Genomic DNA, 12,232 nt, shown 5'->3' with positions numbered 1-12,232 from the left:
CGCCTCCCGGCGACGCCCGGATCGTCCGCGCCCGGTCCATCGTGAAGGCATTCGGGACGCTGGTGGTCCTCAACGGCATCAGCCTCACGGTCGACAGCGGGCAGGTCTTCGTGATCATCGGCCCCAGCGGCTCCGGCAAGAGCACCCTGCTCCGTTGCCTCTGCATGCTCGACGCGATACAGCGGGGAGAGGTCTTCGTCGAGGGCGTGCTGATCAGCCGGGGCACCGAGGAGCCGGGGCCCCGGCCCGATCCGGCCGATGTCCGTCGCCTGCGCGAGGACATCGGCATGGTGTTCCAGAGCTTCAACCTGTTTCCTCACATGACCGTCCTCGACAACGTCTCGCTGGCGCCCCGTCTGGTGCGGAAGATCCCCAAGCCGCAGGCGGAAGCGCAGGCGACCGAGATTCTCGTCCGGGTGGGGCTGGAGGACAAGCTGCACGAGTACCCCGGACGGCTGTCGGGAGGGCAGCAGCAGCGGGCCGCCATCGCCCGCGCCCTGGCCATGCGGCCCAAGGTCATGCTGTTCGACGAGGTCACCTCCGCGCTCGATCCCGAGCTGGTAGGCGAGGTGCTCCGCGTGATGCGGGAGCTGGCGCACCGGGGCATGACGATGATCGTGGTCACGCACGAGATGGGCTTCGCCCGCGACGTCGCCGACCAGGTCGTGTTCATGGATCGCGGGACCATCGTCGAGGCGGGTCCCCCCGACCGGCTCTTCACGGACCCCCGGGAGTCCCGCACGCGCGCGTTCCTGGGCAAGCTCCTCGAGCGCGAGGGGGGCCGGCGCCAGAGCTGAGGTGCGAACCCCGATCGCCCGGTGACCCGAGGTCAGGCCCCGCCGCCGCGGGCCTGGCGCCAGGCCCCATACTCCTCGAGGGTCCGGGCATTCGGCGGATAGATGCCCGGAAGCGCCGCTCCCCCCTCCACTTTCTCGAGAATGAAGCTCTCCAGTCGCTCCTGCTCGGCGGCATCCCGGGCCACCTCGACCGCCAGCTGCCGGGGGATCACCACGACGGCCTCCTCGTCCCCGAGCACCACGTCGCCAGGGAACACCGGGACGCCGCCACACCCGATCGGCACGCCGATGTCGACGGCGTGATGCACGGTGAGGTTCAGCGCGGGACTGGCGCCCGCCGCATAGACGGCGAAGTCCATCTCCGCGATGCCCCCGCTGTCGCGAAGGGCGCCATCCGTGACGAGCCCGGCCGCGCCTCGCCGGAGCAGCCGGGTGGCCAGGATGTGTCCGGCAGACGCCGCCCGAGTCTCCCCGCGGGCATCCATGACCAGAACCTGGCCCGGTTTCGCGAGCTCGATCGCCTTGCGCTGCGGATGCTCGGGATTCTGGAATACCTCGAGGATGTCCAGGTCTTCCCGGGATGGGATGTAGCGCAGCGTCAGGGCCTCCCCCATGAGTCGGCGCCGCCGGCTGACGGGGCGAACGCCGGACAGGTGCATGCGTCGCAAGCCTCGCTTGAAGAGCTGGGTCGTGACGGTCGCCGTGCTCGCCTGACCGAGCCAGTCCCAGAGCTCCTTCGGTAGTCTCTCGTCCGTCGACGGCATCTCGAGCCCTCCTCGTGTAGAGTCGCGCCGCCCGGCGGCGCCCGCTGCGACCCCCCCGGGTCCGCCGTCAGCGGGAGTCGCGTCGCGCCTGCTGTCGCTGCGTCCTCGCGCGCAGGTGCGCCTGGATCGCCTTCGCACCGGTTTTCTCGAACTGGCGCGCGGCGCGCGCCTGGAGAGACGCCCGGCTCGCGTCCTTGCCCTGCTGGGCGCGCCTGCCGACGGCCTGCTTCGCGGCGGCGGCTTCCATCGAGCCTGTCGTGGCCGGGGCCTTCTTGCTCGGTGAACGTCGAGACGCTGATCTCATGGCTCCTCCCGTGCTCCGCAATCTGCCATATCTTCCGGTGACCCGGTTACGCTCACCCCTCGTCGGTGATCTCGACGGCGAGATACATGTCGCCTGGCGGGCGGTCCGGCGAGGCCCGCCCCTGGCCGCGCAATCGAAGCCTGGTCCCGGGTCGAAGGCCCGGCTCTAGTAATCCTTCCCGGACCGCGCCCGCGTGGCCATCACGCTCAGAATATACCCGAGCCGCCGCCCTGAGATCCGCGGGCCTGCCGGGTGAGCCCCGCGCCGGGGCGGACTTCACGAAATGGCCCGGGCGATTCCGAAGGCCGCCCCGGCCGCGAGCCCGCCGATGAGCACCGTCTGGAGCGCGCTGCGGAGGGGCGTGGTGCCGGTGAAGTAACCCTTGATGTAGCCGAACACCGCGAGGGCGCCGAGGGTGACGACCACGGAGGATGCGAGCGCGGCCTGCGCGCCGGCGAGCATCATGTACGGCGCGAGCGGGATGAGACCGCCGCCGATGTAGGCGCCGGCGATCGAGAAGGCGCTCAGAAGCGCGCGGGTCGGATCGGGCCGCTCGAGGCCCAGCTCGAAGCGCATCATGAAGTCGACCCAGGCCTCCGGGCGTCGCCGGAGCGCCTCCACGACCGGCGCGCTCTCCTCAGCGGTGAGGCCGTAGGACCCGAGTACCTCGGCGACCTCGGTCGCCTCAACCCCCGGCTTCTCGCTCACTTCTTGCGCCTCGCGCGCCCGCTCGCTCGCGTAGTGCTCGGCGTCGCCCTTGGCCGCGAGGTAGCCTCCCAGACCCATCGCGATCGAGCCCGCCGCGATCTCCGCGACGCCGGCCGTGACGATGAGACTGTTGGAGACCACGACCCCCGACAGCCCCGCCGCGAGGGCGAAGGGGACGGTCAACCCGTCGGACATCCCGATGACGATGTCGCGAACGGTCGCGCTGCCTCTGAAGTGCCGCTCGACGTGTGGTGTCTGTGGCATCGCTCACCTCGCGGTCAGCTTACCGCGCGAGAGCGGTGGAAGCCACCCCGCGGAACGCCGCGTTGGCATCTGATCTGCCCGGGACGCCACGACACCCCCCTTGTCGCGCCCGCGAGGCGTCGTCTATGCTTGGCCCGCGGTGCAACCTCCACGGGCTCAGTTCGCGCACATCGGCGGCTCCGGGACCTGGGCCTTTCCCTACCCGGACGGCGCGCTCGAGGGCCACCCCCATCTCGCGGTCAAGGTCGTCGAGCCCGACATCCGGCTCGACACGCCCTTCGGCCCCGCTCCCTCCTTCCGGCTCTGCCGCCTCTCCGACCGGCGCACGGGCGAGGAGCGGGACTACCTCTACGTCTGGATGCACGGCATCGACCCCGGCCGGCTCGATGCGGCGGATCGGAGTGTACGGGCGAGCGAGCGCGTCTTCGACGTCCTGGCCCGGGCCGGCGTGCGACAGGTCTTCGTGGACAACAGCACCGGCGCCCTGGCCGAAGAGCTCCGCCCCTGGGATCTCGTCGACGTGGCGGACGTGATCGATCTCTGCGGCGAGGTGCCCCGGCCGGTGGGGCCGGAGCTGATCCGGTTCCGCGACCCTCTGTGCCCGCGCCTGCGCGCGATGCTGGCCGCCGCGGTCGAGGCGAACCTCGGCCACTACTCGGCGGTCGCGCAAGCCGCCGGGGCGCGCCGGGCGCCGCGGTTCGAGACCGGGGGCGTCTACGTCCACACGCCCGGCCCCTGGTTCGAGACCCCGGCCGAGGACCGGACCTACCGACAGCTCGGCTTCGATCTGGTCGGCAAGACAGCGGGCCCGGAATTTCGGCTGGCCCGCACGTACGGGATGTGCCTGGCCATCCTGTCGATCGTGGTGAACCCGGCCGAGGGGCTCGGGGCGTTCGAGATCGCCGACCTGGCCGCGATCTACCGGCAGTGCGGGCCCGCGATGGCCCGGATGGTCATGGATGCGATCGCCGCCACCCCGCCGGCCGACCGTGCCTGCGGCTGCGCCCTGGAAATCGACAGACCGTCGCTCTTCGGCGAATTCGCGCGCTTCGCGCGCTATCAAGGAGGCCCCGCTCATGCCTGATCGCCACTGGTGGCTCCCCTGCGCCCTCCTGATCGGCGTGCTCCTCGTCGGCGCCTCACCCGCGGCAAGCCAGACGGTCGAGGTCAAGACCCAGCTCGGCTGGCTGCGCAACGGCGAGTTCGCCCCCATCATGGTGGCCGACGCCAAAGGGTTCTTCACCGAGGAGGGGCTCAAGCACCGGATCCTCGACGGCGGCCCCGGCAAGAACCCCGTCCCCATCGTGGGCGTGGGTCAAGCGCACTTCGGCATCACGGCCGGCGGCAACGTCGTGTTCGAGGCTCGCCTGGCGCCGGACCCGATCGACGTGGTGGCCGTGGGAACCCTGCTCCAGCGCGGGCCCTACGCCTACATCACCCTGGCCGACCGCAGCGCGCCCCCCCCGAAGCCGAAGGACCTCGAGGGCAAGGTGGTCGGGATCCAGTCCGACGGTGAGATCTTCCTCCGGGCGCTCGCCAAGAAGCACGGGCTCGACCTCAAGGCGATCAAGGTGGAGGTCGTCCAGGCCAACGCGGAGCCGTTGCTGGTCGGCAAGGTCGACTACTTCACGGGCTGGATCACCAACCAGACCTACCAGATCGAGCAGGAGACGGCGAAGCCCGACGCCTCGCCCCGCATCCGGGGCAAGGCCTGGAAGGCGATCCCGTTCTCGGAATACGGCATCACGAGCTACTCGGACGTCATCTTCACCACCGGCAAGATCGTCCGCGAGAACCCGAGCCTCGTCCGCCGCTACCTCCGGGCGGTGGCGCGTGGGATGCAGTACATCCTCGACCACCCGGAGGAGACGGTGCAGCTCGTGGCGAGCTATCCCGAACAGGTCGAGAAGGCCGACAAGCTCGCCTGGCGGTGGAAGATCCAGAACGTCCTCTTCGTGAGCGAGGACACCAGGCGGAACGGGCTTCTCTGGATGAACCCGAGGGTATGGGAGGGAATGATGGCGTTCTACAAGGAGTACGAGCGCATTCCCCGGGTACTGCCGGTCGGCGAGATGATGACGAACGCCTTCCTCCCCGAGGCGAAGAAGTAAAGGCCGGCTCCGCTCCGTGTCCGTCCCGATCTCGATCCGGGCGCTCTCGCGCCGCTTCGGCGGCACGCTGGTGCTCGACACGGTCGACCTGGAGGTGGCCTCCGCCGAGTTCGTGGCGCTGGTCGGCCCCTCGGGCTGCGGCAAGACGACCCTCCTCCGGATCGTCGCCGACCTGGAGGCGCCCACCACCGGCGAGGTCTGGATCGGGACGGACCCACCCGCGGTGGCGCGCCACCAGCGCCTGCTCGGACTCGTCTCCCAGCGCCCCGCGGTGCTGCCGTGGAAGCGCGCCGTCGATGATGTCGGCTTCACCCAACGGATCGCGCGGCGCGTCGGCTTCCCGCCCCGCGACCTCCTGCGGGAGTTCGGCCTGGCCGGCCACGAGGACAAGCGTCCTCACCAGCTCTCGGGCGGGATGGTCCAGCGGGTCAATGTCGCGAGCGCGATCGCCCACGACCCCCGCGTGCTCCTGATGGACGAGCCGTTCTCGGCCCTCGACGAGATGAAGCGAGAGGAGCTCGGCGAGTGGTTCGGGCGGACGCTCCTCGCCCGGCCCAAGACCGTCCTGTTCGTCACCCACCACATCGACGAGGCGGTGATGCTGGCCGACCGCGTCGTGGTGCTCTCGCGCGGCCCGGGCCGGGTGCTCGAGGTCGTCCCGGTGCCGGCGCCGCGGCCGCGCGGGACCGAGTTCCGCCGCGATTCGCGGTTCGTCGAGACGGCCGCCCACATCCGCAGCCTCCTGTTCGGGCGGGTCGATCCCCTGGCGGCGACCGAGCCGACCGCCGTGCCCGCGCGCTGAGAGCCCGGGGGGAATTGATGCGACACCTGGCTATGCCGGGAGGACGGGAGGCAGCGGGCTGCTGGTGGGGGGGATGGGGGGGGGCGGCAGCAGGCGCTCCCGCCCCAAGCTGAAATGATCGCGCGGCTCGGGCGGGCGCTGCTCTCCGTCCTCATGCCGCTCGGGTCGATCCTCGCGCTCTGGTACCTCGCCATCCTCCTCTCCGGACTGCCGGCCTTCGTCATCCCGCGTCCGGAACGGGTGCTCCACACACTGGTGACGGAGCACTCGTTCATCACGGTCCACCTGCTGGAAACGCTCAAGGTCGCCGCCCTGGGCTTCGTCCTCGCCAACGTCGTCGGCATCGGACTGGCCGCGCTCTTCGTCGCCGTGCCGAGCGGCCGGCAGGTGGTCATGCCCGTCGCCATCACCCTGCGCAACGTGCCGTACGTCGCGCTCGTCACCGTCCTCGTCCTGGCCTTCGGCGACACGCTCGGCTCCAAGGTCACCATCGTCGTCCTGGCCGGTTTCTTCCCGGTGCTGGTGAACACGTACCGCGGCCTCCTGGCCGCAGACCGGGTGGTGCTGGACCGGATGCGGATCCTCAGCGCCAGCGGCGCCGAGACCTTCCTCCACGTGCGGCTGCCCTACGCTCTGCCCTACATCGTCTCCGCTCAGGAGATCACCGGGAGCGGCAGCATCATCGTGGCCATCGCGGCCGAGTGGATGATCTCCTCATCCGGGCTCGGCTACATCATCAATCGGGCCATGCAGCAGTACCGAGGCGACCAGGTCTACGCCGTCGCGCTCCTGGCCGCACTGCTGTCCTTCATCGTCTACACCGTGGTCCATGTCCTCGGCCGGCGGCTCGACTGGCAGCACGCCGTCCACGAGCGCGGCTGACGCGGGCATGCACGCCTGTCTCTGCCGGGTGGACCCGAGCGTCACCTACGAGGGCCCCGCCGCGCCGGCCGCGACCCTCGGCGGGAGCCCGACCTGGGGACTCGGCGACGCCTTTCACGAGCTCGCCGCAACGCTCGGGCACCGGCGGCTCGGGGTGGGCCGCCCGCCGACCCCCTACGGGCTCGGGCCGCAGGTGGAGCATTACCGGACGCCGAGCGGGCGGGAGTTCCTCCGCGTTCCGAGCTACGGCCAGGTCGTGGACGAGGATCCGCTCCTCCGCGGGAGCGAGTGGAAGACGTTCTGGATCCTCTGGAAGGCGGGGGTACGGGTCCTGCTGGTGGGCGGGACGAGCGGGAGCTGCGACTGGCGGCGCGCGCCCGCCGACGAGACGGCGGTCCGGCCGGGCGACCTCGTCCTCCCCCGGAGCTACCTCGCCCGAGACACCATGCCGACCGGCCTGCCGGGCACGGAGCTCGAGTTCTGCCTCCCGCGCCAGGTCGCCATCATGGACGACCCCTTCTGCCCGCCCCTGGCCCAGGCGCTCGGCGACGCGGTGGAGCGCCTGCCGGGGTTCCGTTTCCGCCGTGTCCACGGCCACGAGGCCGGCGTCATCCTCAACCGCTGGCTCGCCGGCAACGGCTTCGAGTCACTGGCGACCTGCCGGGAGCTCGAGGCCTACGGGCGGCTCACCGGCACACCCATCATCACCGGCGACTGCGTGAGCCCGGTACTCGCCCGCGTCTGCGGGATGCATCTCCTCTACTACCACGTCGTGTCGAACTGGGGCACCGGGCTCGAGCCCGAGGACCCCACGGTCACGCTGGACCGCCTCTATCTGGAGACGCTGCCCGCGGTCGCGGCCACCCTCGAGCTGTCGCTGCTCGATCGGCTCGACGAGCCGACCGGCTGCCGCTGCCGCGCGCTCCTGCGCCCCCGCCCCGCCGCCTACGCCCGCGCGCTGAGCCCGCCGGCGTCGCCGTGACCCGCGGAGTCGAGCCCACGGGTCCCGCCCGTCTTGTCCGCGCGTGGCCCCGCGCGCGTGATCGCGCCACCGGCGCGGCGAAGGTCCCGGCTATCGACCGTCATCGACCAGGGAGGTGGGCGATGAGGCGCCAGAGTGTCGCCACTGCGGGAGTGGTCGCCGCGCTCCTGATGGCCGTCTGGCCGGGGGGGTTCGACGCCTCGCCCGCCGGCGCCCAGCCGAAGCAACCCGAGCCGGCCAAGAAGCCGGCCGCCGCCCCGACCAAGAAGCTGCGGGTGGTCTCGATCTTCCAGACTTCCATCGAGGAGCCGTGGGACGGCGCCATCCACCAGGCGCTCCTCCGCGCGCAGAAGGAGATGGGGGTCCGGTACGACTGGACGGAGAAGGTCCCGGCCGCCGATTTCGAGCGCGTGGTCCGGGAGTATGCCCAGAAGGGCTACGACCTGATCATGGGGGACGCCTTCGGCCAGGAGCAGGCGGCCCGGCGAGTGGCCAAGGCGTATCCGAAGACCAAGTTCCTCTTCGGCTCCGGGCTCGGCCCGGCTCAGCCGAACTTCGGCGTCTTCGACGACTGGATCCACGAGCCCGCCTATGTGTGCGGGATGATCGCAGGCAAGGTCACCAAGTCGAACGTGCTGGGGGTGGTGGGCGGGCACCCGGTGCCCGAGGTGAACCGCCTGATCAACGCCTTCAAGGAGGGCGCGCGCGAGGCGAACCCGAACGTCAAGGTGAAGGTCGCCTTCATCGGAAGCTGGTTCGATCCCCCGAAGGCCAAGGAAGCCGCCCTGGCCCAGATCGAAGCAGGCGCCGACGTTCTCTACGCCGAGCGCTACGGGGTGATCGACGCCGCCAAGGAGCGGGGCAAGCTGGCCTTCGGCAACCTCCTGGACCAGCAGCACCTCGCCCCCGAGACCGTCATCACCGGCCCGGTGTGGGACATGTACCCGCTGGTCAAGTACGTCCTGGAGTCGGTCCGGCGCGGGACCTTCATGGCGATGGACTACGCCGAGTGGACCATGATGCAGCGGGGCGGCGCCCGGCTGGCCCCCCTGCGCGCGTGGGGGAGCAAGCTCCCGAAAGACGTCGTCGAGATGATCAAGAAGCGCGAAGCGGAGATCGCGGGGGGTCTCTTCCGGGCTCCCGTGGACGAGTCCAAGCCCACCTCGGACTGACCCCGGCCGCGCGCGGGGCCGGCTCTTTTGAACATGTTCAGGGAATCCTTGACACCGGGATCGTCGCCGTCCTATGATTTGAACATGTTCAGGGCCTCCGGCGCGCCGGCCGAGGACACCGGGCAGCACATCCTGGAGACGGCGCTGAGGCTGTTCCGGGCGCGGGGCTTCGACCAGACCACCATGCGGGACGTGGCGGCCGAGGCCGGGATCGCGCTAGGCGCCGCCTACTACTACTTCGAGAGCAAAGAGGCGATCGTCGGCGCCTACTATGACTACGTCCAGCAGGAGCACCTGGCCCGCGCCCGGGAGGGGTTCGCCCGCGCCCGCGACTTCCGGGAACGCCTCGGCGTCGCCTTTCACGCCAAGATCGACATTCTCGAGAGGGACCGCAAGCTCCTGCGCGCGCTGTTCCGGTACGGGGGTGAGCCGAAGCATCCCCTCTCCTGGTTCGGCCCCGCCAACCGCCGCCAGCGGGAGCTGAGTGTCGCCGTCTTCGAGGAGGCGATCGGGGACGAGCGACTGCCGGCCGACCTCCGCGGCGCCGCTCCGGTGCTGCTCTGGACGTTGCACCTGGGCGTTCTCCTCTACTTCCTCTACGACTCGTCTCCCGGGCAGAAGCGCACCCGACGCCTGATCGACGCCGCGGTCGACTTCGTGCACGATGCCCGGCGATTCGTCACCTCGCCGCTGCTCACGCCCGTCCGCCGGCGAGTGATGGCCATCCTGCGCGAGGCGGAGCTCGTACCCGAGTCGGCGCCGGTCCGACGGTCGGGACCCACGCCTGGAGCCGGCTGACCGAGCCCGGCGCGGCGGTCTTCGAGGGGAGGACCCTATGGCACGCACGCAAATCGGCGGAGCCCGGTGGGCCCTGGTGGCGGTCTTCGTCGCGCTGGCGGCCTGGCGGCTCAGCGGCACGCGCGGCCCCGGGGCGGACCCCTGGAGCGTCGTCTCCATCCTGGTGGTGGCGCTGGTGGGGATCACGAACGCCCTGTTCACCCTCCCGGCGACGGCGGCCGTCCAGGGGCTCACGGCGCTGGTCGCGCTGGCCGGCCTTCTCCGGGCGGACTGGACGGTGGCGGTGATGCTGCTGCTCGTCTTCGTGGCCCCCCCCGTGTTCCTCCTGCGCTGGGCTGGCGGTCGGGGGCCGGAGCCGGCCCCGAGCGACCGGGCCGAGGCGCCCGCGCGAGCGAGCCGGGCCCGGTGGGCGATGGTGGGCGTGATCCTGGCGGTCGCCTGCGCCAGCCTGGCCTACCGGCTCCTGGTGGCGCACCGGCTGGAGCAGACCGCCGCCCTGTTCATCGGGATCCCGACCCTGCTGGCGATCATCGTGGTTCTGTCCGGCACGCCTCGCAGCGCGACCGGCTCGATCTGCAAGGCCATGACCATCGCGCTCCTCATGTCCGGCATCGCCCTCGGAGAAGGCGTCATCTGCATCCTCATGGCGGCGCCGCTCTTCTTCGCGGTCGGCGTCATGATCGGCGCCTGGGTGGACTGGACCCGCCGGCGGTTCGGCGAGAGGGCCAGGAACACCGCGGGCTGTCTGGCGCTGCTCGTGCTGCTTCCGCTGGCCCTGGAAGGCGTCGACGACCGGCTCGCGTGGCCGCGCGCGGAGGTGGTGACGGCCTCGCGCGAGGTCGCGGCGAGCCCGGACGCGATCGCCCGCCAGCTCGCCCGTTCGCCCGCGTTTCACACGCCGCTGCCGGCCTTTCTGCGACTCGGGTTTGCGCAGCCGACCGTGACGGCCGGCCGTGGCCTGAGCCCGGGGGACCGCGTGAGCATTCGCTTGAGCGGAGCCGAGGGTCAACCGGGCGATCTCGTCCTGGACGTGATCGAGTCGCGCCCGGGGCTGATTCGCCTTCGCCCCGTCACCGACGAGAGCCTCGTCGCCTACTGGCTCACCTGGCAGGAGGCCGAGATCCGGTGGGCGGCCGCCGGTGATCGAGGCTCGCGCGTGACCTGGATCCTGCGGTACCGACGGGAGCTCGACCCCATCTGGTACTTCGGGCCGTGGGAACGGTACGCCGTGCGCCTGGCGGCCGAATATCTGATCGACAACCTCGCGACGCCTCGATGAGGCGAGGCGGCTCGTGATCGATCGCCCTACCCTCGTCCGACTGCTCGCCCTGTACGTGCCGGTCCTGGCGACCCTGGTCCTCTGGGCCTGGCGCCGGCCGGGACGGGCCTGGCGGACCGGATGCCTGCTGGCGAGCCTCTGGAATCTGTGGGCGCTGCTCCTGCTCCACGTGCTCGCCGGGCGCTTCGGCTGGTGGACGCTTCACGCGGAGGGCGGGCTTCTGCTCGGCCTGCCGGTCGACGTGTATCTCGGCTGGACGCTCCTGTGGGGTGCGGTGCCGGCGCTGGCCTTCCCGCGACTCAACCTGGCCCTGGTGGCGCTCGGGCTCGCGTGGGTCGATGCGCTGTGCATGCCGGCAATGGCGCCCGTCGTGCGGCTCGAACCCGGCTGGCTCGCCGGCGAGGCCGTCGGCGCCCTGCTCTGCCTCGTCCCGGCGCAGCTCCTCGCGCGCTGGACGGCCGAGGACCGGCGCCTCGCGCTCCGGGCGGCCCTCCAGGTGCCGCTGTCCGCCGGGATCAGCCTGGGCCTGATGCCGGCCATCATTCTGGAGCAGACGGGCGGCGCCTGGCGGCCACTCTGGGACCGTCCCGCCTGGCAGCTCGGCCTGTGCCTGCAAGCCGTGGGGCTGTGCGGGCTGCTGGGCGTGAGCGCCATGCAGGAGTTCGTCCAGCGCGGGGGGGGGACCGCGATTCCCTACGACCCGCCCCGACACCTGGTGCAGAGTGGCCCCTATGCGTATCTCGCCAGTCCCATGCAGCTCTCGGCGATGCTGACCCTCGCCGTGTGGGGGGTCATGCTGGAGAGCCCCTGGGTCTCGGCGGCCGCCGTGATGGCGCATCTCTACGGCCTCGGAATCGCGGGCTGGGACGAGCAAGGCGACCTGCACGCTCGCTTCGGAGACCGGTGGACCGCCTACCGCCGGGCGGTGCCGCGCTGGCTCCCGCGCTTCCGGCCGTGGCATCCGGCCCTCGCCGGGACCCAGGGGCCGGCCCGGCTCTACGTCGCCGAGAGCTGCGAGGTGTGCGCCGGGGTCAAGCCCTGGTTCGAGCGCCGCCGCCCCGTCGCGCTCGAGGTCGTGGCCGCGGAGCGACACCCCGACCGCGACCTCGAGCGGATCACCTACGATCCGGGCGACGGCAGCCCGGAGGAGCACGGCATCGTGGCGGTGGCCCGCGGGCTCGAGCACATTCATCTCGGGTACGCGCTGGTCGGCTTCGCCATGCGCCTGCCGGGCGTCCATCACGTCCTGCAGCTCCTCGCCGATGCGTCGGGCACCCCGCCTCGGTCGATTCCGCGCCGGCCGGTGTCGGCGCCCGACGGCGCGGCGCCCGGCCCGCGTTCCCCTGGCCGCGTCTCCTGATCCGGCCGT

13 protein-coding genes are annotated in these 12,232 nt (G+C 71.4%); 10 read left to right on the top strand and 3 right to left on the bottom strand.

Translation table 11 applies throughout. From position 1 onward, the window contains the following. Positions 1–20: 20 nt before the first annotated feature. A complete protein-coding gene (locus tag VGW35_25945; GenBank protein ID HEV8311120.1) occupies positions 21–797 on the top strand; it encodes an amino acid ABC transporter ATP-binding protein in 777 nt (258 codons plus the stop codon). Between the two features lie 32 nt (positions 798–829). Here VGW35_25945 and VGW35_25940 read toward each other — a convergent pair whose 3' ends face one another. The 3 genes from VGW35_25940 to VGW35_25930 form a co-directional block, all read right to left on the bottom strand. Next, positions 830–1,561 (bottom strand): ribonuclease activity regulator RraA, encoded by a 732-nt coding sequence (locus tag VGW35_25940; GenBank protein HEV8311119.1) that lies wholly within the window; start codon positions 1,559–1,561, stop codon positions 830–832. A gap of 67 nt (positions 1,562–1,628) precedes the next feature. After that, positions 1,629–1,808, bottom strand: coding sequence for a hypothetical protein (locus tag VGW35_25935; protein HEV8311118.1), 180 nt, complete (start codon positions 1,806–1,808; stop codon positions 1,629–1,631). Positions 1,809–2,141: 333 nt separating this feature from the next. Further along, positions 2,142–2,837, bottom strand: coding sequence for a VIT1/CCC1 transporter family protein (locus VGW35_25930; GenBank protein ID HEV8311117.1), 696 nt, complete (start codon positions 2,835–2,837; stop codon positions 2,142–2,144). Between the two features lie 139 nt (positions 2,838–2,976). Between VGW35_25930 and VGW35_25925 the strand changes: the two genes are divergently transcribed. The 9 genes from VGW35_25925 to VGW35_25885 all read left to right on the top strand — a co-directional run bounded on the left by VGW35_25925 (position 2,977) and on the right by VGW35_25885 (position 12,223). Further along, positions 2,977–3,921 (top strand): hypothetical protein, encoded by a 945-nt coding sequence (locus tag VGW35_25925; protein HEV8311116.1) that lies wholly within the window; start codon positions 2,977–2,979, stop codon positions 3,919–3,921. Further along, the gene (locus tag VGW35_25920; protein ID HEV8311115.1) at positions 3,914–4,948 is read left to right on the top strand and encodes an ABC transporter substrate-binding protein; all 1,035 of its coding nucleotides are present in this window, start codon (positions 3,914–3,916) and stop codon (positions 4,946–4,948) included. The genes VGW35_25925 and VGW35_25920 overlap by 8 nt, the downstream gene beginning before the upstream one ends. Positions 4,949–4,964: 16 nt before the next feature. Further along, complete coding sequence (locus VGW35_25915) at positions 4,965–5,750, top strand: ABC transporter ATP-binding protein (GenBank protein HEV8311114.1); 786 nt, start codon at positions 4,965–4,967, stop codon at positions 5,748–5,750. 114 nt (positions 5,751–5,864) lie between these two features. After that, a complete protein-coding gene (locus VGW35_25910) occupies positions 5,865–6,632 on the top strand; it encodes an ABC transporter permease (protein HEV8311113.1) in 768 nt (255 codons plus the stop codon). Positions 6,633–6,639: 7 nt separating this feature from the next. Continuing rightward, positions 6,640–7,614 carry a hypothetical protein gene (locus tag VGW35_25905; protein ID HEV8311112.1) on the top strand — a complete coding sequence of 325 codons (975 nt, stop codon included), beginning with the start codon at positions 6,640–6,642 and terminating at the stop codon, positions 7,612–7,614. A gap of 122 nt (positions 7,615–7,736) precedes the next feature. After that, complete coding sequence (locus tag VGW35_25900; GenBank protein ID HEV8311111.1) at positions 7,737–8,786, top strand: BMP family protein; 1,050 nt, start codon at positions 7,737–7,739, stop codon at positions 8,784–8,786. Positions 8,787–8,870: 84 nt separating this feature from the next. Beyond that, positions 8,871–9,584, top strand: coding sequence for a TetR/AcrR family transcriptional regulator (locus VGW35_25895; GenBank protein HEV8311110.1), 714 nt, complete (start codon positions 8,871–8,873; stop codon positions 9,582–9,584). A 37-nt stretch (positions 9,585–9,621) separates the two neighbouring features. Continuing rightward, positions 9,622–10,863, top strand: coding sequence for a hypothetical protein (locus VGW35_25890; GenBank protein ID HEV8311109.1), 1,242 nt, complete (start codon positions 9,622–9,624; stop codon positions 10,861–10,863). Between the two features lie 13 nt (positions 10,864–10,876). Beyond that, positions 10,877–12,223, top strand: a complete 1,347-nt coding sequence (locus VGW35_25885; protein ID HEV8311108.1) for an isoprenylcysteine carboxylmethyltransferase family protein — start codon at positions 10,877–10,879, stop codon at positions 12,221–12,223. The last annotated feature ends 9 nt before the right edge of the window (positions 12,224–12,232 follow it).

It is taken from the genome of Candidatus Methylomirabilota bacterium, from assembly GCA_036005065.1.
Lineage (GTDB): Bacteria > Methylomirabilota > Methylomirabilia > Rokubacteriales > DASRDR01 > DASYQW01.
This window is presented reverse-complemented; position numbering and strand designations above follow the sequence as displayed.

What these genes read in the sequence shown, in the direction of transcription:
- VGW35_25920 (HEV8311115.1), top strand. Translation starts at nt 3,914, where the DNA reads ATGCCTGATCGCCACTGGTGGCTCCCCTGCGCCCTCCTGATCGGCGTG.
- VGW35_25905 (HEV8311112.1), top strand. Translation starts at nt 6,640, where the DNA reads ATGCACGCCTGTCTCTGCCGGGTGGACCCGAGCGTCACCTACGAGGGC.
- VGW35_25940 (HEV8311119.1), bottom strand. Translation starts at nt 1,561, where the DNA reads ATGCCGTCGACGGACGAGAGACTACCGAAGGAGCTCTGGGACTGGCTC.
- VGW35_25895 (HEV8311110.1), top strand. Translation starts at nt 8,871, where the DNA reads ATGTTCAGGGCCTCCGGCGCGCCGGCCGAGGACACCGGGCAGCACATC.
- VGW35_25890 (HEV8311109.1), top strand. Translation starts at nt 9,622, where the DNA reads ATGGCACGCACGCAAATCGGCGGAGCCCGGTGGGCCCTGGTGGCGGTC.
- VGW35_25930 (HEV8311117.1), bottom strand. Translation starts at nt 2,837, where the DNA reads ATGCCACAGACACCACACGTCGAGCGGCACTTCAGAGGCAGCGCGACC.
- VGW35_25900 (HEV8311111.1), top strand. Translation starts at nt 7,737, where the DNA reads ATGAGGCGCCAGAGTGTCGCCACTGCGGGAGTGGTCGCCGCGCTCCTG.
- VGW35_25910 (HEV8311113.1), top strand. Translation starts at nt 5,865, where the DNA reads ATGATCGCGCGGCTCGGGCGGGCGCTGCTCTCCGTCCTCATGCCGCTC.
- VGW35_25935 (HEV8311118.1), bottom strand. Translation starts at nt 1,808, where the DNA reads ATGGAAGCCGCCGCCGCGAAGCAGGCCGTCGGCAGGCGCGCCCAGCAG.